Annotated in this window: 16 protein-coding genes and 1 pseudogene; 15 read left to right on the top strand and 2 right to left on the bottom strand. The window is 44.5% G+C overall.

The features are described from left to right. Positions 1–378: 378 nt before the first annotated feature. A complete protein-coding gene (locus GN112_RS03660) occupies positions 379–981 on the bottom strand; it encodes a PEP-CTERM sorting domain-containing protein (RefSeq protein ID WP_155308994.1) in 603 nt (200 codons plus the stop codon). Positions 982–1,768: 787 nt separating this feature from the next. On the opposite strand from GN112_RS03660, the gene GN112_RS03655 reads away from it, so the two are divergent. Then, positions 1,769–1,954 (top strand): HU family DNA-binding protein, encoded by a 186-nt coding sequence (locus tag GN112_RS03655; protein WP_155308993.1) that lies wholly within the window; start codon positions 1,769–1,771, stop codon positions 1,952–1,954. A 157-nt stretch (positions 1,955–2,111) separates the two neighbouring features. Here GN112_RS03655 and GN112_RS03650 read toward each other — a convergent pair whose 3' ends face one another. Beyond that, the gene (locus tag GN112_RS03650; protein WP_414736118.1) at positions 2,112–3,473 is read right to left on the bottom strand and encodes an ISNCY family transposase; all 1,362 of its coding nucleotides are present in this window, start codon (positions 3,471–3,473) and stop codon (positions 2,112–2,114) included. Positions 3,474–3,650: 177 nt separating this feature from the next. Between GN112_RS03650 and GN112_RS03645 the strand changes: the two are divergent. The 14 genes and pseudogenes from GN112_RS03645 to GN112_RS03580 form a co-directional block, all read left to right on the top strand. Then, positions 3,651–3,815, top strand: a pseudogene (locus GN112_RS03645) (HU family DNA-binding protein); the annotation flags it as partial. Positions 3,816–3,908: 93 nt separating this feature from the next. Beyond that, positions 3,909–4,172 carry an HU family DNA-binding protein gene (locus GN112_RS03640; RefSeq protein WP_155308992.1) on the top strand — a complete coding sequence of 88 codons (264 nt, stop codon included), beginning with the start codon at positions 3,909–3,911 and terminating at the stop codon, positions 4,170–4,172. Positions 4,173–4,791: 619 nt separating this feature from the next. Next, a complete protein-coding gene (locus GN112_RS03635; protein WP_155308991.1) occupies positions 4,792–5,325 on the top strand; it encodes a PEP-CTERM sorting domain-containing protein in 534 nt (177 codons plus the stop codon). 184 nt (positions 5,326–5,509) lie between these two features. Continuing rightward, entirely contained in the window at positions 5,510–9,316 is a 3,807-nt protein-coding gene (locus tag GN112_RS03630) for a PKD domain-containing protein (protein WP_155308990.1), read from the top strand. 12 nt (positions 9,317–9,328) lie between these two features. Further along, the gene (locus GN112_RS03625) at positions 9,329–13,195 is read left to right on the top strand and encodes an RHS repeat-associated core domain-containing protein (protein ID WP_155308989.1); all 3,867 of its coding nucleotides are present in this window, start codon (positions 9,329–9,331) and stop codon (positions 13,193–13,195) included. 175 nt (positions 13,196–13,370) lie between these two features. Next, positions 13,371–14,204: a TolB-like translocation protein gene (locus tag GN112_RS03620; RefSeq protein WP_155308988.1), complete on the top strand. Its 834-nt coding sequence runs from the start codon at positions 13,371–13,373 to the stop codon at positions 14,202–14,204. Between the two features lie 168 nt (positions 14,205–14,372). Further along, entirely contained in the window at positions 14,373–14,846 is a 474-nt protein-coding gene (locus GN112_RS03615; RefSeq protein ID WP_155308987.1) for a hypothetical protein, read from the top strand. Between the two features lie 112 nt (positions 14,847–14,958). Further along, positions 14,959–15,843, top strand: a complete 885-nt coding sequence (locus tag GN112_RS03610) for a TolB family protein (RefSeq protein ID WP_155308986.1) — start codon at positions 14,959–14,961, stop codon at positions 15,841–15,843. Positions 15,844–15,886: 43 nt separating this feature from the next. Continuing rightward, positions 15,887–17,086, top strand: coding sequence for a flagellar hook assembly protein FlgD (locus tag GN112_RS03605; RefSeq protein WP_155308985.1), 1,200 nt, complete (start codon positions 15,887–15,889; stop codon positions 17,084–17,086). Positions 17,087–17,121: 35 nt separating this feature from the next. After that, positions 17,122–17,808 (top strand): DUF1573 domain-containing protein, encoded by a 687-nt coding sequence (locus tag GN112_RS03600; RefSeq protein WP_162458767.1) that lies wholly within the window; start codon positions 17,122–17,124, stop codon positions 17,806–17,808. Positions 17,809–17,861: 53 nt separating this feature from the next. Further along, positions 17,862–18,872 (top strand): extracellular solute-binding protein, encoded by a 1,011-nt coding sequence (locus tag GN112_RS03595; protein WP_155308983.1) that lies wholly within the window; start codon positions 17,862–17,864, stop codon positions 18,870–18,872. Positions 18,873–18,878: 6 nt separating this feature from the next. Next, positions 18,879–20,411, top strand: coding sequence for an ABC transporter permease (locus tag GN112_RS03590; RefSeq protein WP_155308982.1), 1,533 nt, complete (start codon positions 18,879–18,881; stop codon positions 20,409–20,411). Between the two features lie 18 nt (positions 20,412–20,429). Continuing rightward, positions 20,430–21,146 carry an ABC transporter ATP-binding protein gene (locus GN112_RS03585; protein WP_155308981.1) on the top strand — a complete coding sequence of 239 codons (717 nt, stop codon included), beginning with the start codon at positions 20,430–20,432 and terminating at the stop codon, positions 21,144–21,146. A 3-nt stretch (positions 21,147–21,149) separates the two neighbouring features. Beyond that, a complete protein-coding gene (locus tag GN112_RS03580; protein ID WP_155308980.1) occupies positions 21,150–21,650 on the top strand; it encodes a chromate resistance protein ChrB domain-containing protein in 501 nt (166 codons plus the stop codon). Positions 21,651–21,654 lie beyond the last annotated feature (4 nt).

The raw sequence follows: 21,654 nt of genomic DNA, 5'->3' as shown, positions 1-21,654 counted from the left end.
AAGACTATTGCCGTCCCTATCCATGCCTTCGATTGAAGATCTGAAAAATGCGATTAACCCTTGGAAAGTCTGAGGAAAACCACAAAAAAAGCCCGAATCGACGTATCTATACAAGCATCGATTCGGGCTTTTCGGTACCACCTTTGTGAACCGCAAAGTATCCCCACATTAGTAATAACAAGGCTTCAAATAAACGCCCTAATCGTTTGGCGTTTTTCAACTCACAATACCTTCTCAGCTATTCGCATCCATTTTCAAGAAATCAAGATCTGTACCCCCATGGATGTTAACCGCTATTTATTTACGTAGCGGTTCACGGTGGGTTCCATACCCCTTCAATTAAAGCTTAATCTATTTCAATTATAAAAAAGGTTCAAACTATTTATATGAACTAAGGTGCTTTTTTCTCTTCATCGCCGCGCCCAACCCGGTTAGTCCGGTAAGCATAAGCAACATTGTTCCGGGTTCGGGAACAGGGGCCGGCGATGAATCTAAAACCACATTGACATTTTCTATCTCCACCCAGCTGTCGCCGGTGATAAAATTTCCGTCGTATAGCTCGAAGGTGGGGATGATAAAGTTGTATTCGTTGTCCAAGGTGGCGGTAAAATGATACCAGTCACCCCCCAAGGCACTTGCGGTAATGGAGCCATAGTTGTCGTATGGTCCTAAATATTCTAAACTAAACAATTCATCCCAATCGTCATAAGAAGAAGATTCGAGATCGAACTGACTGAGGCCGTCCACGTAATATACCGTGGCAAAGAAGGCATCCGGCCAAGTAAAATTCGGAACGTCGGCACTCATCTCGCTCCTGAAGTCAAAATTGATGGTGTATGATCCCGGTGTGGCATCGACAGCGGTATAACTATAATCCCACCATGAAGAAGCATCCGAAAGCATAACCGCATGAAGGGGTGTATGAAAGAAAACCAGTAACAATCCGAGGACAATGGTGCGAGTGGCGATTCTAATCATCATTCAACTCCCTATTCCGCAAGAATAAAGGCACGATGGACTCTAAACACACCTCTTCAACCTTGCGATAACATGGTTCTTCGAAAAAGAGTACTCGATACGACCGAATCTTCAATAATAATTTTTAACAGCCAATTGATGTTGCGTACAGGAATGAGAAGATACACAAATTCTTCATCATTCTCTATAGCACGGAAACCATAGAATCATTAGCAGGCTCTGCAATTAACATGCTATAGTTACAGAATAATAGAAATATTCAATCTCAGCAGATAGTTATGGAATTAACAGATAACTTGTAAGGTAGGTGTTGGGAAATGAATGTTACAAAAACTATATAAACAAGAAACAAATTACACAATATGTTTTGACTGTTCTCCATAAAATTTTTATCTGTTTTTTTACGGAATTGATCTGCTTCGAAACCGCTTTGTTGAATTCTTTTTCACCTCCGTCCTCCAAATCATTTACAATTGATTGGTGAGATAGATCCGACATACAACAATGATTGCGTATCTTTTGGTTACTGCTATCTCATTGTAATATATCATAAAAATAATCGAACACTACATCATGTGGTTTGCCTCATACCCAATACCTGCGTTTAAATTCCATGTTTGTTCTGGCTAAAACAGCTTCAATGAATTTATGTTCGATAAGGAACGTAATTCCTGCATCATCTTGGATAAATTACTTTAATCATTGACAGATTTATTCTTCAGAGTTTATTCTTCAAAAAAATTTCCATCCTACCATTCCCAAAAGTAAGATAATCTGGAGTGCTGAACACATGAACAAGCTCGAACTGATCCAGGCATTGAAGGAAGCAGCCAATCTTTCCAAATCTGAAGCTACCGCCATAGTGGACATCTTTTTCAATGAAATGACCAACGCCCTGTCAAACGGCAGCAATTGTAATTATGCGGTTCAGGTTTGTACCAGCATGGCAATTCGATCAGTTCTTCGAAAAATTTAGTTCAGGTTATGATCAAAAAGTGAAACAAAACTGTACGCAATTAGCCAGCCGATGAATTTTTTCATTTTTGGCTCTCTGTATCAGAAATTTTGATCAAACCTATCCATTGGTTAATAAAGGAACTCGTACGGTTTGATGTGAAAATCTGCCAAGGATTTTAACTGGTGTCTACGTATTCGATCTCCAGGCCTCGCATCATAAAAGTTAACATCGCCTCCCAACTGGGAAAATACATATATCGCGTCAAAGCGCGCACATCGTCAAAAAAGGTTTTGCGCGTTGGTAACTCAGCACGAACCAAGCTGTACTTCTCATCCATCAGTTCAAGAACGGTATGGAACAGAAAGGCTAACAAGTTGAAGGTCAGCAATAATGATGAAAGGTGCTTGTTCCCGTGACCGAAGTTGTGTTCAATATTATAGCCTCTGTTTTTCAAAACATTATTATTTTCGTTCTCGACTTTCCAGCGTGCTCGGCCATCTTTGACAATTTGCTTGACGTTGCTCTTTGAAACTTCAAAATTGGTTGCAAATGCGTTTTTGTACACGATTTTTCCATCGGGCAGGGTTGTTGTCAGTTCGCACCAATTAACATCAATGGCGTTTTCACTATCACGTAGCGGCAGTTTGTTGGCAAAGCGATACGTATCGATTTCATGGGTTTTGCCGGTCCAGCGCTTCTCCACCACGGTTTCGATGGTCTGCATGGCGTCCAATTCATCCAGCCACTGGTAAAGGGTTTTATGAGAATCGGGTTTACAGACCAAAATGAAATCAAGTTCTTGATCTAATAGTTTTTTGCAAATCGGTTGTTTACAGTATAGATCATCGCCCAATACAGTGATGCCAAAAGGTTGATACTCCGCCGCATATTGATCGATCCAGCGTTTTGCTGCCGCGTTTTCGCAATCTTGTTTATCATGGCCATCCTGGGGGGTAATAAATTCCGGTTGCAAAGCAATCACCTTATTGTTTTCCGGTGCCACAATCACCGGGGTCACGACTGAATGCGAATAGGTTACGGTTCCATTTTTATGGTGCTTGCGACTACAATTATCACAATGAATTGTATTTGAAGCAAAATACTGCGTTCCGTCAAAGGCAACCAATAAATTGTTGTCGTATGAGCGAAACCCGTCCAGATGACCGGATTTTTCCAATCCGTCGAAAAGATATTTGAACACGGGCGTGACATAAGAGGGATGGACCTCGTCCATTAAACTTTTGATGTGGTTGGTACAGGGAATTTGAGTGAGGCCGAAAAGTGATTGCGCATTGTTTTTGCCTTTTGTTTGCTGCATAGCGGATTGAAAGGCTAAAAAGGATGGGCTTTGGGTAAAAAAAACAGAAAAAGCTCCCAGGGCTGCGTCTTCTATGCTGTAGCTGGTATTAGTGCCGATGCGCCGGTCAGGAAATGCAGAAATAGTTTGGCGAAAAAATTGGATCACTTTGTCAAATGTGAATTCTGCATGTTTCCTTTCAAGTAGGATGCGGTTTTCTTCTTGTTCTGGCAATCGCATGGCCCTGGCTCGCTTTTGGTAAAAGTGGATGAGTATTCACCCTCTTATATCCATTACAAGCTTCTGTGTCCAGAACATTTTGAAATAATAAAGAAAATAAATGCATCGAACTTTGATTGAAAAAAACTTCTGTTTGGGTAGCAAAGAGAGCCATTTCAAAATTACAATTGCTGGTCAAACGGTGACCGGGTTGAAATTCGTGGATTGTGCTCGTTTTTCGTGAAGGATTATGGTGCCTACATCGGGCGGAATCCCAAAACCGGGGAGCGGGTCGAAATCGCCCCGAAGAAGCTGCCTTTCTTCAAACCAGGAAAGGAATTGAAGGAAAGGGTTGATCGCTGAAATCGATGATCTTGCTGCCGTCTGCTATACACCGATGCCTCGAGCGATAGGACATCTGATAACCACCAACCCAACTATGATCAAGGAGGCCGCATGACCAAAGCTGAACTTATCGAGAAAATTGCCAAGGATGCCGACATTCCGAAAGCCACAGCAAAAGCAGCATTTGATTCCGCTCTCGATGGCATCAAGAAAGGACTCAAAAAAAGGAACAGCAAGGTAACCCTGGTGGGATTTGGCACCTTTCGAAACGTTTATCGTAAAACTCGGATGGGCCGTAATCCCCAGACCGGTGAAAAGATCAAGATTAAGGGAAAAAGCGTGGTGACGTTCAAGCCGAGTAAGAACCTTCCATAGCCAGCCGCCATTTTGTCATTCAGTGTGGGCCATGAGTGTGGTCCATTCTGTTTGGCAATCTCTTCATATTTCGATTTCATATCTGTAACATACTGCCATTGTACGCTATTTTTATCATTGGCAAGCTATCTGCTGTTAGGGGTTCTTTGAAGTATCGTAATATAATAACAATACAGAATGCAACCCAGCTGACTACAAGATGTTGTATTTAAACATTTTCACCCATGTTCATTTAGAGACTTAAAAGTTACTTCTATTTTCGGTTTTGTTGTTCCGTATCATATAGTGAAATCGTACGTCCCCTCCATTCAAATTGTGAAAATAAGTATATAATTACATATTTTTTATTTACTAATTTACATAATTTAGGCTCATGATCATTTTCAGTTATAGCACAAACTCTCATAACCCAATGATATTATATTCGATCATAGTTTTTTGATGCCTATTCATTCATTGGGCTCACATTTTGCAGAGACAACTGCGGGGGTAGAGATATCTTTCATAGATCCATTTTCTGATTTGGTCTTTCTGAAGAACGGTGAGTTGTCGTCGTTGCGCAGTTGGACTTCTTTATGCAACTCTCGCCTTTCCTTAGGTGAGAAAAGGGGTGTGCCACATGAAAAAATTTGGTTGTTTTTTCTCTGTGATGGTTTTTATTATATGTTTTTCTGCTGTTCCTGCCCTTTGCGTACCGCTCGATTTATCCGGTTTCATGGGTGATGCGACTGAATCCGGAGGCACAATTTCATTTGTGGATGATAATTTCCAACAATATTATGCGTATTCCAATTCATCTTTTACCGTTGCTGGTGATGCCGGTATTTTGTCATTTAATTACAGCTTGGATTTAGAGCCTGATGACACCTGGGATTACCTGACATTAGAAATCGATTTTTCGCCAGTGATTACGATGTCAACACAAGGTAGTGGGTATCAAGAGTTTGACCTGTCAGCCTATCAAGGGCAAACAATTGATTTGGCCTGGGTACTTTGGTGGGGTGGAGATATGGGGGCTCTTGGATCTTCGGCTACCGTCTCCAATATTGATTTAGCCGCGGCAAATGTTGCTCCTGTGCCCGAACCTGCTACTATTTTGCTGATCGCTACAGGGATGTGTGGGTTGCCCTTCATAAAAAGAAAAAAAAGCTGATTCTTTTAATCCTGAATTTCTGAAAAGCCACGTCAGCGTTTTGCTCCTCTAACCGGTTCCCGAAACGGTGCGCAGGCACGGAAAGCCACGGATCCGTCTCCTCCAAGGAATAGCCGGGTTGCCAGAAGTTCCTAATGAACTTTTTTGTATCCCGGTTTTTTACAGCCGGAACAGGGGGGGGACGATGGGAAAAAGAGGGTTTGTCTGGCTGCGCTTGTTTTTAACCTGCCTCGTTTTATCACTTTTCTTAATCAGCTCTGTCTCATTGGCCGTTGCCAGAACCGATGTAACCAGCTCCATAGTTCTGGTTAAAAGTCGCCTTTTAGGAAACCGGGCCACTGGGATGGCATACTTGGATGTCGGACTCAGAAACATTGGTAGTGAGTCTATCCAGGGGCCGGTCTTAGCTGTGATCGACAGCGTATCGACGGATCAGGTGACAGTTGAGAATGCCGATGGCACAACGGATGATGGAAAGCCATATTACCTTTATGACGGCGAACTGGGTGATGGCAGTTTAGATGTCCAGGAAACGTCATCGACTATACGGTGGTATTTCCACAACCCGAACAATCTGAGATTTTCCTACACCGTCATCCTTCTCGCAGGCCCAGATGATGAAACCCCACCTGCCCTCACCGTTACCAACCCCCTGACTGGCTCTGTAACCAGCAACAGCACTCCGCTGATCACCGTTGAGTATTCAGACGACGGATCTGGGATAGATGTCGGATCTTTTTCAGCCGAAATCGACGGACAGGATGCAACTGCCGGCTTCACGGTTTCTGCATCGGGTGCCGACAGCCAAATTGCATCCCCGCTGGCAGTAGGGACGCATCAGCTGATGGTCAGCATCAGTGACCTGAGCGGAAACGCCTCCAGTCAAACGCTGGATTTCGAGGTTCGGGCCAGTTCACAACCGCTGCGATATCTGTTTTCGATAGCTGATAATGACTGGATTTTTGCTTCACCGGGTGACGGTACTTATGTGGACTACTATCGGCGAAGTGAATTGGGAGTTTCTTCATTCTCCGACCTGACAGGACTTAGCCAGGTTCTGCCGGATGGCGGCGATCTATATTTTGTGCTTAAGGATCAGGTTGGAATCCTGCAGTCAGCTGCCGACGGCAACAACGGCGTCTACCGCAGCAACGCCCAGTTGGGATTGGCCGATACCGATCAGCTTGCCTCACTGCATGTAGGCATCGATGGGGAAAGCATCTTTTCAGTCCAAGACGTTTCCGACCTGCTGCAATCCGAAGGGGCCAACACGAACACCTTTTATATGAGCAATGCCCAACTCGGCTTGAACGAGACGGCCCTGGTAAACTGCCTGCACGTCGGCTATGACGGTACGATCTATCTGTGCAATCCAGATGGTACTATAGTCCTCCGTTCAGTCGGAGACGGCACCAATAGCACATTTCTGACCGATACCGCATTGGGTGCGCCAGGATCGATTTTAAACGCATTTGCAATTTTGCCTGAAACCACTCCACCGCAACTCTCTATCACCCATCCCGTCGATGGTGCTTTTGTCAACACCACCACTCCTAACTTCACCGTGGCCTTCAATGACACGGAATCGGGAATCGCCACCGATTCATTCCAGGCGGCGCTGGATGGTGCTGACGTGTCGGGCTTGTTTACGGTGACTGAATCCGGGGCAAGTTATCAGGTGGCCGCTGGGAATGAACTGTCAGTGGATTCTCATACGCTGAATGTGAGCATACAGGACCGCGTCGGTAACCAAAGCGATGCTACATCCAATTTCAATGTAGGTGTTTTAAGGGCCATTCCTGGGGCTACGCCTACTTCCGGGACTGCGCCGCTGACCGTTCATTTCACCGCCGATGGTGAAGATCCGGCGGGAACCATTCAGCGATTTCGCTGGGATTTTGACGGCAACGGCAGCTACGAGACTTATGACGAAATCGCTCGGGACTACAATCATACCTACAACACACCTGGAACCTATAATGCCACGCTGCATATATGGAGCAGCACGGGCGCGACAACCTCGGCAAGCATTCCCATTACGGTGCAAAACAATCCACCGACGGCAACTGCAGATATCGTTCCTTCCAACGGCGAAGTGCCCCTGACCGCTCAACTGATCGGTTCAGGTAGCGATCCAGACGGCAGTATCGTATTGTATGAATGGGATTTTGAAGGTGACGGTACCTTTGATTGGTCTTCCGCAACCTCTGGGAACACCTCGCATACCTACACAGCTGTCGGCAGCTACCAGGCGGTTTTCCGGGTAACCGACAACGATGGCCAGACGGCCACCGCGTTGGCAGCAACCACGGTGGTCAACACCGGACCTCCGGGATCGCCCACGGCAACGGCTGCAGCGACGCCAACCACTGGCAATGCCCCGCTCAATGTCAACTTTAATGGAACCGCAACAGATCCAAACAATGATGTTGTGCTTTACGAGTGGGATTTTAACAATGATGGAACATTCGACTGGTCTTCGGCCACTTCAGGATCCACCTCCTACACATATACCCAGGCTGGTACCCATGTAGCCAAATTGAGAGTGACCGACAGCACAGGGCTAACCGGAGTCGATCAGATTCCGATTACCGTCAATATCCAAACCAGCCTATCGATCCAAAGCGATACCGTGGGCTTTTTTGACGATATCGGCATGTCCGCCAGTGCAAGCAGTCAGTACAGTTCATCATATGCTCCCAGTCGCGCAATAGACGGAAACACATCAACAAGATGGCAGACACGCCGCTATTACACCCCTTACTATGGGCGAGATACGTGGTTCGAAGTCGCTTTTAACCTTAAGCAGCGACTGAATGGATTTACCGCCAGATGGTACAGCTCTTCTTACCGAATGTCGCGAGTCAGAGTCGATGTTTTTGGTGAGAATGATTCACTTTTGTACTCTCAGGAAATGGATTTAACGACCTCACCCTCGTCTGTTTCCTTGCCTGGCATTGATAATGCGCTCAGGCTGCGGTTGACGGCGTTAACAACAGCCCATACCCAATATGTCATCTTAAATGAGTTTTACGTTGACAGCACAACGATGCCAGATGCCGAATTGATCCCTACTGGGACAAATATTAACAGTTCAATTAGTGCTGATTCTCAAGTTTCCATTCTAGTTAAAAATACGAATGGAGATGTTGTCAGGACCTTGGTAAACAACGAACAACGCAGCCTTGGAGGCTACAGCGACTATTGGGATTGCCGGGATGACTACGGCGCCGTGGTCAATGACGGAGCCTACTACGCAGTGATGCAGTACATCGTTGACGGGCAAGTTAGGACACTTGATTTGACCAACACCACCGGAGGTGGACGCTACAACCCGCCGCGGTCAAACACGGGAGGATCTACATCTAACCCTCTGGTTTTCGAACCCTTCAAGGATGAATTTTTACCGGTTAATTTCACCTTGAGCAGGGCATCGGAAGTCACCCTTTTTGTGGGAATCCTGCGTTATACGGATACACGTATAAAAACCGTGACCAACCGGATGCCAATGCCGGCTGGAGCCCATACCATTTACTGGGATGGAACCGATGACAACGGCAATATTGCCGAACCACCGCCAGGAAACGTTTTTGTTCTTGGAATCTGGGGGTATTACCTGCCGGATAATGCCATGTTTATGACCGGCGGCAAACCGGTTATCACCAATGTTTCTGCCGATCCAAATTATTACAGCCCGTTTAGTGAAAAATGTGACTCCTATGGAAATGGGGAGGGAATTGTCTTGACATATGACCTTTCTGAAGCGGCTGACAATGTAGAGTTGAGGGTATACAGCCTGGAAACGGGGAACCTGCTCAGGACGGCTATCCAAAACAATATTTCCGCAGGAGAAAACACCTTTTTCTGGGACGGTAAAAACAATAACGGCGAATATGTCGATATCGGAGACTATCAGCTTGGACTGATTGCCACGGACCAGCAGGGCAACGCGTCCATGTTGAAATATGCTTTGACTAGGATTGATTACTAAGGGAGGGGAACAATGAAGATGAAAGTTAAAACCTGTTCCACGATCAATATGCGGCTTATTGCAATAGCAGCAATCTCGATGATCATTGTTGCCCTTTTTTCCGGCACAGCTGTTTCCCGAAACTGGGATTGGGATCAGAATCATGATTGTGTGGAAGGTGGAGGTGGTGATGAGGGCTGGGGCAAATATGGATATGATGGGGTATTTCGAGGTGGGTACACATCCAAAGAGTGTTGTGAATTATATTGCAAGGTCTGCCCTGTTTATGCCAATACTGGACGCTATCAAAAAACATATTCCGATTTAACTATTCCCGGAATTGGCCCCACCCTTCAAATTCAAAGAACCTATAATAGCCAAGAATGGTCCTCCAGCCTGTTAGGATACGGCTGGACTTTTAACTTCGGTAGGAAACTTATAATTTCCAGAGATAAGACCGGTGAAAGGCGAATTGGTGTTCTTCTCGATACAGGTGAAAAAAATTATTACCGGGAAGATCTGGATGGAACTCTAACGCGCCTCACAGAATATGGTGCAAATTATGAGCTGATTAAAAGCGGATCAGATACTTATACTATCGGATTTAGCAACGGAACTTGGTATGACATTCGATCTGATGGAAAGATAGAAAAAATTACCGATAAAAACCAGAATGAAATGGTCTTCGAATATAATTCGGTTGGCTGCCTAAGCCGGATAACTAATGCTTCAGGCAATTATATCGATTTCACTATAGGCGCAAACGGTAAAATTGCAAATATCTCAGACAATTTTGGACGCACAATAGCCTATGCCTACGATGAAAATGGCAATTTAGTTTCAGTAACGGACCCGATGGGTCACGCTACTCAGTATGTTTACAATAATAAGAATTATTTGGTTCAAATAATCGATGCTCGAGGAAACACCGTTGAGGCGATTTCTTACGACAACAATCAACCGCCACGGGTTACATCGTTAGTAGAAAAAGGTGAAACTTATACTATTACATATTTCGATGATAGGACAGAAAAACGCGATTCCCAGGGCCATCGTTGGGCTTATTACTATAACGATATCGGTGTGATAGAAAGAATCATAGATCCTCTTAATAATGTCAAAAGAAATCAACTAAACAAAATTACCGCTACAAGTATAGACTGGCAAGAGGATTTAAACGGAAAACGTACAACCTATATTTATGATGATTTTGGCAACATCATTAGCGAGACTGATGCTTTAGGAAATACATGGACGTATACTTATAGAGCTGGAACAGATTTATTAGAGTCAGAGACTAATCCTCTAAATGTTGTTACGCTATACGAATATGATAGTAGAGGTAATCAGACAGCAATGGTCTTGGATAGTGGAGGGGCAAATGAAAGCCGCTGGACTTTCACATACGATGCCAAGGGAAATAGGTTAAGCACAAGTGGCCCTTCAGGGCAGACGACAACATTTACCTATGATAGCAATGGAATGTTACTCCAAGTGACCGATCCATTGGGTGCAATAACCACTTTCAATTACGACACTTTTGGTAATTTGACACAACAGATAGACGCAAATGGAAACATTACAATTTCTACCTATGATCTTAATGGTCGATTATTAAGTGCTACCGATGCTTTAGGATATACGATCTCCCATACCTATGATGAGACAGGAAACAGAGTTTCATCGGTTGACGCATTAGGCAACATTACTAACTTTGCCTATGACATACACGGAAATATTACGCAACAAACCGATGCTATGGGAAATACGACAACGTTTAACTACAACCAACAGGGAAAGCTTATAAAAATTATAGACCCTTTGGGAAACGAGACAGCCTATTCCTACGATGCAATTGGCAACCAATTATCTATGACTGACTCACTGGGCCATGTGACAGCCTATCAGTATGATGCCAAAGGACAATTAATAAGAGAAACAGACCCAAACGGCAATATTACACAATATAATTATGATGCCATCGGTCGTAAGTTGTCCTTTAACGACTCTCAAGGAGGATTAACTTCATTTAGCTACGATGCTATCGGGAATCTAATTGAGTTGACTGATCCGAAGGGAAATATAACCAGTTTCGAATACGACTCACAGGGTCACTTGATACGAAAAATCCGTCCAATGCTTGAGGAGGAGAGCTTTCAGTACGATGTTTCAGGTAGGCTAATCCAGAAAATAGATGCGAAGGGTCAAAGATGCGACTATGTTTATGATATTGCGGATCGTGTTATAGAAATACGTTATTATGCTGATTCAAGTGGCGATAACCTTATCAAGACGGTCATTTTTTCCTATGATAATTATGGCAATCTGTTGAGCTATGACAATGGCAATGTTAATGCCAACTATACATATGATGCGATTAATCGAAAGATAAGCGAAACAATAAATTATGGCAATTTTAGTTTGACTAATCGGTACTCATACAATGGAAATGGATTGTTAATAAACTATACTGGCCCTAATGAAATACCGTACCAATACTCCTACAATGATATTAATCAGATAGTCGCAGTCAGCATACCTGGTTTGGGGGATGTGGTAAAAAGCAGTTTTCAGTGGAACCACCCTCAAAAAATAGTATTTCCAGGAGGGGTGAGTAGACAATTATATTATGATACCATGCAGAGTATTGAAAACATTGTTGCTTACAACCCTTTAAATAACATAATAATGAATTATAGCTATGAATATGATAATGCCAGAAATGTTATAGTAAAAAATACAGAGCATGGTGCATATGGATATAGCTATGATTCTCTATACCATCTTATTCAAAGTAGTAATCCAGATTTAACGTATGATACATTTGCTTATGATCTTGCAGGGAACCGTATTTCTTCTGGAATAGGGAGTAATACTTGGACATACAATGCTAATAATCAACTTACTGCATATGAGGACATTGCCTTTTTTTACGATTCCAACGGTAGTGCAACAATTAAAAATACTTCTGGATCAATAGAGACATTTACATATAATGTCGAAAATCGATTATCGAATTTTGCCAGAGACAACTCAAATATGTCAGTTGAATACAGCTATGATATATTTGGTCGGCGAATATGGAAAGAGGTTGAGGGTATTCGCACCTATTTTCATTACGCTGAACAAGGGCTGGTCGGTGAATATGATTCTTTCGGAAATGAGTTGAAAACCTATGGTTATGCACCAGATAGCAACTGGACTTCTGACCCGTTGTTTATGAAACAAGGAAATGATTACTACTGGTATCAAAATGACCATTTAGGTACGCCACAGATCATGACAAACAGCAATGGAGACTTAGTATGGTCAGCTAAATATAGCTCGTTTGGTTTTGCAATTACTGATGGCAATTCAACCGTTGAGAATAATTTAAGGTTTGGTGGACAATACTTTGATCATGAAACAGGATTGCATTACAATTTTCACAGGTATTATGATCCAAAAATTGGGAGATACTTGAAGGAAGACCCGATTGGCACTGATGGCGGAATTAATGTCTATTCGTATGCCAATTCCAACCCTGTTAACTTTATCGATCCATTCGGATTAATCGCCAAAGCATGCGTCAGACGTTTTGCATTTGGCCCCGTGGCATATTTGTTTCCACCAAGACATTGTTATGTTTCGTTTAGTGATGGATCAACGATTTCTTATGACAATAAAAATGTTGGTCCGGATCCTGCCCCAAATACATGGTTTAAAGCATGTTTTAAGATTAAAGACCAAAAAGGAAAGTGCACTTGTACTGACAAATGCATAAAAGACGCAATGTTTAAATGTGATCCAAGTAAATATAAATTTTTCAGTAATAATTGCTGTGATTGCGTGCGTAGATCTCTAAAATCATGCGGATGTAAGGTCCCATTGGGAATTTCTACCGCGAATTTAGGTTTCTAGCGTAAATTACTATAATAAAAAATTTTGCGACTGAAAATGAATGCTACGTTTTATTCCATAAATCTAACGTTGTTCTTGATTAATTTTTATGTATACTAACAAAATATTTCTAATACACTTAATAATAACGCTAATTTTATCCGTATCGGACGACACTCTAAGTGATGTTAAATCAATGAATCAACACAAATATAAACCTTTTCAAATCCTCATAGTAAGTCGAAATGGTGTTAAACAATGGACCTCTGAATCTAAAAAATTAGAAGATTTAAATTTACAAAAAAATAATGACGAGTTTATAGTTAATCCTAGCTTTTCAAAAACAAGTAATAAAATCATATATGCAAAAAATATAATTGCAGAAAATATAGGATCGATAGTCATTGCAGATAAATTAAATGGCAAGACCAAAACAATATTTTCCGGCAAAGGGATAAGTTCTCCTGTCGTTTCTCGTGACAAAAGAAAGATTGCTTTCTTGTCAAATAGAAATTCAAAAGGCTGTCTCACTCTATTTGTGCTTAACCTGCTTACAATGAAATGCGAAAAATATGACGATAGTTGTGTTTTAGGTGAAGGGTACAATTCAAATTTGTCTTGGCTTCCAAGCAATGATTCTCTGCTATATACTGATACGAATGGCTACATTGTTACATTTGACATTAAAACTCGCCAAAAAAAAAGTATAATTAAAGGTTTTGATCCAACGCTTTCGCCTAACGGAAAAATGATATTATACAAAAAAACAATTAACAAACCCTATTATCCATATATATTCAGTTTTAAAACAAATGAAAGTAAAAAAATTTGTATAAAGAAAGTCATGAATGCCACATGGTCATTGTCTGACCTAAATTTATTGATCGTAAAAAATATTTCAAGCATTTTTAATTGGAACGAGTGGGAAAGAGAAGTTGTTACTTATAATCTCGAAAATGATGATGTTGAAGTACTATTTAGATATGAAGGCTTTGAATACATAAACATTGGTAGAATATATAACGATTAATACCGTTAAATTATAAAAAGTAAATTTTACAGTAATTTAAATGCGTTTTTAGCTAACTATTGATCTGTAAAATTTGGTTTAAGATAGATTATATTAGTTTCTCAATTATTATGGCTATTTTAATGAAAAACAGATCAACACTCCAATATTCATGAAAGGAATTTTGAGATGAATGTTGTATACAAGTCCGTGCAAGAAATCATGATTTCATTTAAGATTATTTTTGGTGTATTTATATTTTTGATGATTCCATTAATTGTATCTGCAAATATCACAGTAGACGCCTATTGCCAACTTTCCATCCAATGCATGCAGCAAGAAGTTATAAATTTTCAGGAATTGATCGCCCTTGTCAATCAATACCAGGATGATCGTGAAACCTTAAACCAGCAAGAAGAGCTTAAAAAAGTCGAATTCGCTCAAGCGAGAGATACTCTTTTTTCTTCGTACGGAATAACAAACACCGAATACGGAACCTACATGGGATATAATAGTCAGGCCGTTATTAAATATTTGGAGGACAACCCTGAAATCAAGCAACAAATCGATGAGCTATCCGCCCAAGCGAACAGCTTGATGGAACAGTATGAGACGCTCAAGGGGGTGGAGGAAGAAATCCCGGCTGAACCGTCAATGGATTAAAAAAACCATCAGTGGCTATTTGAACTTACCTGCGAAGGGCACGAAGAAAAACTACGGTCTTCCTTTCTTCGAGCCCTTTTTGATCTTCGATGAAATGTAACTTTGGAAATTGATGTTGAAACATTCCTTAATCATTATTTGTATCAGCGTCTTAGCTTTTGCGGCAAGTAACCTATTCGCCGACATGGCGTTTGTGGCTAATGTCGATGGTAATTGGGAGCTTTTTAGAGCAACTGATGATGGCCGGAATCCTATACGGATTACCACCACCGTTCACGATGAAAGAGACCCCTGCTGGTTTCCGGATCGCAATAAAATTGCATATTCTGCGAGTGACGGTGGAATTTACGTGGCAAATCTGGATAGCGGCAAAACCAATCTGATTCTTCAACATGACCCCAAAAGACCGCAAATAACACCCAGCGTTTCTCCTGATTCAAAAAAGATTGCCTTCTCTCAGTTCCGGCTTCCCGATGAAAAAGATGATACGGATCTGATGATCCACTATCTGGATTCAGAAAGAACATCACGCCTGCTCGACCAACCGGCAATTCAGATCTGGCCGTCCTGGTCGCCTGATGGTACGCGAATCGCCTATGCCAGTGTGCATTGTTCTGCTGAGTGTGGAAGGATCATCCAAGAGTTGTGGGTGGCCGAATCCCGAGGAAGCTGGTCCCGCCAACTTCTTTTGACTCATGGATTCTGCCAACAGCCGGATTGGTCACCGGACGGTCGCAGAATTGCCTTTTCCTCTGATCATGGCGGAAATTATGATATATGGATCGTGGACTTGGACGATTGGAAGCTGCAACAATTGACCGTTGACAAGGCGTTGGATGTCAAACCGGCCTGGTCTCCGGATGGTAAGGAGATCGCCTTTGTTTCCACGCGAAGCGGTTTGATGGAAATTTGGGTTAAAAATCTGGGGCGTGGAAATTTGCAAAAGTTGAGTCCATTTGGAGATAGGAAGGTTGAATGCAAGGATGTTGCTTGGTGATTTTTCACACACATACAACAATTTCAGACCAAGAATAACATAATTGAACGTCGAAAGTGAAACTATGAAAAAAATTCTTTTTGTATTTGCTCTACTTGCGCTGATCTGCTCATGTGCCACATCACCACAATCGACAACCTCATCGCCGGCATCATCTGCACCTGTTAAACCACCTGATCAACCAGTGATCGTCGATCAAAAGGATTCTGAACCGACCTTTGGCGAACTATTGAGCAATATTTCCGTTTCCAAAACTTCCTTCAATCCTTCTCAAAATGACACCATCTCTGTCTCTTACAACCTTTCCAAGCCGGGCAAAACATCGCTGCGTGTTTATGACGCTGACCTCGGACTGGTCAAAATTATAGATTCGGATGGCTTTTTGGAATCAGGACCTCAATCATTCGCCTGGGATGGGAAAGATCTCGACGGCAGGATCGTTCCTGATGAAGCCTACTTTTTCATCATCTACGTCGAGGGTAAATCCGGGGACAAGGAAGTCTACGATCCGACGCTGTTTTCCGGTGGCGTAGAAAACGACATCACCACCGCACAGGTCGATCCGCAAACCTTCACCATCAACTATATCATGCCAGAGATAGGCCGGGTGATGATCCGCATGGGCATTCAAGGCGGCCCGTTGATGAATCAATTGGTCGACTGGAAACCCAGAGTGAAGGGTGCAATCACCGAGTATTGGGACGGGAAAGACAAAGATCGTCTAATTAACATCTATCAGAACCCAAAATTCAAGATGATTATCACATATTTCACACTGCCTGAAAACTCGGTAATCACTATTGGCAACCGGTCTGTCGACTTTCGAACCTACAAAACGATGGTGGCTGAAAGACCCCAAAAAGACTCACCCCCGCAGTGGCGACAGGGGTTATCGCCGCATTACCCCCTACCAAGAACAATGGACTACTCGCCAAGTGTCTCACTGTCATTTAGCAATTCCAAGGGCCAGGACGAAAACGGGCTGCCGGTCCTTAACGAAAAAACCGTAGTCAAGGTTTCTTTGGATGATAAAGACAAATCGATCTTTCAGAACAGTCAGTTTGAAATCTGTTTTTACCTGAACCAGGATTTCTACGCTGAAGATGAAAGCGGTTACACCCCCTTTAACTGGGTTTGGGACCTCAGCGATGTTGAGGAAGGAGAACACTTGCTGACAGTCAATATTTCCAGTTTCAAAGATCAGATCGGTGTGGTCAGCCGGAAAGTGAAGGTTGTCAAATGAGGTGTCGAACCAGCTGGAAGCTGACGGCTCAGATCGTGCTTGCCTGTGCGCTACTCTGGGGGTGCGCCACAGCGCCCTTTGGTACCAAAACGCCAAGTCCAGCGATGACAGTGGGCAGCCCTGTCTACGACTTCGAGTATGCCGGCCCGACCCAGGCCATTACCCACGAATTCAAATTCACCAATTCTGGAAATGCTTCCGTTTCAGTTACCGGTGTCTCAGTTTGCTGCGGCTGCCAGGCGCAAACCGCCGGGTTGTTGAACACCCCTATCGCGCCAGGCCAAGAAGATGGGATCCTGATCACATGCACGATGCCGCGCTACGAGGGGCCGGTAAAAAAAGTTGTCAGTCTGCATACCGATGCGGAGGGTGGTGAATCGATTCCTCTGACCATCAAAGGAATGATTAAACGGGATCTCGTTGTCACTCCAACCGCATTGTCTTTCGGCACCATAAAAAAAGGAGCGACGGTACAAAAACGATTGCGTGTGCTTGAATTGTCCGGTCAGCAGCTTGACATACCAAAAGTGATGGCAGACCCGGATTTGTATACCATTGAAACGGAACGATTCGATGAATTGAACCACCGCGGGGTTGACTTGACCGTGGCGTTTTCGGCCAATGTCGCCTTAGGGACACTCACCGATGTGATCACCCTGTTCACCAATAACCAGCGAAGATCGAAAATCGATGTGCCTGTTGTTGCCAGGATTGTTGAGTGAAAAGCCTCCTGAAACACATTTTTGTATATGATCACCATGGTTGGGAGGAAATAATGGCAAAGATTGCCCTTAGATGGCTGGTTGTATCGTTGATTCTCATGTGTTCTGCCGCCGTTGGAGCGGCTGCTGAAGTGGTGGTCTACACTTCCGTAGACCAAATCTTTTCCCAGTCAATCCTTCAGGATTACGAAAAACAGACCGGAGTAGAGGTCAAGGCGGTCTACGACGTGGAAGCGGCCAAGACCACCGGCCTGGTCAACCGCTTGATCGCCGAAAAGAACCGGCCGCAATGCGATGTGTTCTGGAACTCAGAGATCGGTAAAACGATTGTCCTGCGCGAAAAGGGTGTGCTGGCACCCTATGCCTCACCGGCTGCTAAGGAAATACCCGCTTTTCTTGTGGACAAAGACAAGTGCTGGACCGGATTTGCCGCCAGGGCGCGAGTCCTGGTTTACAACACCGACATGATTAAAGAGGGCGATCTGCCTGAATCGATCTTTGGACTGACCGAACCCCAATGGCGGGGCAAGGTGGCCATGGCCTACCCGCTCTTCGGTACCACGGCGACTCATACGGCGGCCATGTTCACGACCTTCGGTGAGGAGAAGGCCAAGAACTATCTGCAAGCGCTAAAAGCCAATGAAGTGGTGATTGTGGACGGCAACTCGGTGGTTCGTGATCTGGTGGTGGAAGGTCGGCTGCCCATCGGATTCACCGATACCGACGATGTGAATGTGGCCATCCAGGCAGGCAAGCCGGTCAAGATGCTCTATCCTGACAAAAAAGGTGTGGGCACCCTGCTCATTCCCAACACGGTTGCCTTGATTAAAAATGCACCCCATCCGGAAGAAGGCAAGAAGTTCATTGATTACCTGTTGAGCAAAGAGATCGAAAGCAAACTCTCTTTCAGCGAATCGGCCAACATGCCGGTACGTGACGGAGTCAAGACACCTGACCACGTTCCGGCCTATTCGTCCATCAAGGCCATGGAGGTGGACTACTACCAGGTGGCGGAAACCATGCCCGAAGCGGCCCGTTTCTGCCAGACCGTATTCGTCCGTTAAACGTTGATGGCACCGCCACGACTTTTTACCTGGGCAGTGATTGGCACCTTCGTGGGGATTGCCTTATTACCCTTGCTATACATGGTGCTCACGCCCTTTCTGGGGGGTGATGCACCTGTCCCCCTTGGTGATACGTTCGAGCTTCGGCATCTCACACTGGCCGGCAAGAGTCTGCTGATTTCCTTCGGTACGGCACTGGCAGCGTTGGTGATCGGTGCGGGCCTGGCCTTTCTGATCACCAAAACCGATATGCCGGGGCGCCGTTGGCTGGGTCATGCATTCATCCTTCCCTTGCTTATCCCGCCATACATCCATGCCATCGTCTGGGCTCATTTAAGCCCCTGGTTCCTTTCCAACCTGAAAGTTGATCTGCATAGTATCGTCGGTGTTATGATCGTCCTGACCCTGGCCTATTTTCCTTTCGTGACCCTGACCACCATGGCAGGCTTGAAGTCCATCGACCGAAGCAAGGAGGAGGCAGCCCTGATGGTCCACAAGCCTATCCAGATGCTCGGCCGGGTTACCGTGCCTTTGTGCTTGCCGAACATGCTCAGTGGGGCAGTCTTTGTTTTCGTGTTTGCCATCATTAACGTGGGCGTACCGGACATTCTGCGTGTACGAGTCTATCCGCTGGAAATCTTCATTCAGTTCAGCGCCTTTTTCGACACCTGGAAAGCCACCTTGCTCTCCCTGCCTATGATTTTTCTGACCGTGGCCTTGATTGTGGCCCAACGCTGGACCATGGGGGACCGATCTTATGTGCATCTCGGCGCTGGGGAAAACGCACCTGTTGTGTTTCGGTTGGGACGCACAGGCGGTTTACTCCTGCTGGTCTGTGGGCTTCTTGTCGGGTGTGCCTTTTTTGTCCCCGTCATTACCCTATTGATCAAATCCGGTGGGTTTGATGCCTATACACGGGTGCTGAGCACTTCCGCCAAACCGATTTTTTTGAGCTTTTTCATTGCAGCCGGTGCGGCCGTATTGATAACCTTGCTGGGTGGCAGTTTGGGGTATCTGCAGCAGCGTTTGGCAAAGCCTTCGAGGCGTTTCCTTTCCCTGTTGGTGTTCATTCCCTTTGCCGTTCCGGCCACCACCATGGGAATCGGCTTGATCGGCGTTTGGAATCGCAGTTGCATTGGCTGGATCTACGGCAGCCTGACCATCTTGATCATCGCTCACATGGCCCGTTTCATCCCTTATGCCGCGGCAGTCGCCCATGCCGGTGTTGGTCAGGTGGGCACACGACTGGAGGAGGCGGCATGGTTGTCAGGAGCCGGCTTTTTGTCGGTTCTATCCGCAATTGTGGCCCGTTTGACTCGACGCCATCTGGTAGTAGCGGCCTTCATCGTTTTCATCCTGGCATTCGGCGAACTGGGGACCACCCTGCTGGTCAGTCCCCCCGGGGTTGAAACCGTTCCGGTAAAAATTTACAACCTGATGCATTACGGCGCCGAAGAGATGGTCGCCGCGTTGTGCATTATCATGATGACTATTATTTTCCTTATCTCATCGGCCTTTTTATGGGTACTGAGAAAATAGATACGACAAGTTGACGTCATGATCGAGATAAAACACGTCTACAAAAAGATTCAAGGACAACCTGTGCTGGAAGATGTTTCGCTGAAAATAGATAAACAGCGAATCCTGGCGCTGATCGGGCCGTCCGGATGCGGCAAAACCACGTTGCTGCGCTTGTTGGCCGGTCTGGATAGACCGGATGCAGGCACCATCACCATCAACGGTGTCCGAGTGAGTGATTCAAAGCACTTGACACCGCCTCACCAGCGACGATTGGGAATGATCTTTCAGGACTTGGCCCTTTGGCCGCACATGACGGCGCGCCAGCAATTGGAATACGTCATCCAAAAACAGAAAAAAAGAAATCTTGAACTTACCAAAAAAATCGGAAGACTATTGGATGCCGTCAATCTAAACGGCCATTCTGATCGTTACCCACACCAGCTTTCCGGAGGCGAACAACAGCGGTTGGCAATCGTCAGGTCATTGGCCCAGGAACCCGAATACCTGTTGATGGATGAACCCTTCAGCAACCTCGATCCGATTCTAAAAACAGAGTTGCAGGCATTCATTTCAAGTGTTCAGGCAGAGACCAAGATCGGAATCGTTTATGTAACGCACAATATCAAAGACCTCGAACGCATTACCGATCGGGTAGCGATCATGCAGAAAGGCCGATTGATTCAAGTTGGTGATAAAAGGGAGGTCGTCAAAAGCCCAGTTAATCAGTTCGTGGAGCGAATGCTGCAAGGTTAGGTCATGGACAATTATAAGAACATCGGATTGTTATTACTGCTCATTTTGGTCTGCTTGGGTACTATGGCCATGAATCCTGCTTATGGTCGATGTGAGTCATCCAATGCGGTTTATTCCACCTGGGATATCTTCGAAGTGGATAAGCTGGGCTCCATTTGGCTGATCAAGCGATTCGTTAACCCTAAAGCCCAAATCAAAATCTATCCCAAAGGGGAGGCCATTACGGAAGGCATCCCCTTCGATACGCCGGATGCCAAATTTCGGCGCTACCATAACATATCGACATATGAAATGTTCAGGCGACATTACAAAGTTGAGGACCCGCGCTGTAAGTATATTTCGAGAATCGTACACGACATTGAAATCAATACCTGGGAGAAAAAAGTGATGAGCGAGTCACGCCCCGTGATCAACGCCATTCAAAAAATCATTAGCGAAGCGTCAACATCTGAAGAAATTATCCATAAAGGAATTATTTTTTTCGATAAGCTTTACGCTAATTGATATT

The sequence above is a fragment of the Desulfosarcina ovata subsp. ovata genome (genome assembly GCF_009689005.1).
GTDB classification, from domain to species: Bacteria; Desulfobacterota; Desulfobacteria; order Desulfobacterales; family Desulfosarcinaceae; genus Desulfosarcina; species Desulfosarcina ovata.
This window is presented reverse-complemented; position numbering and strand designations above follow the sequence as displayed.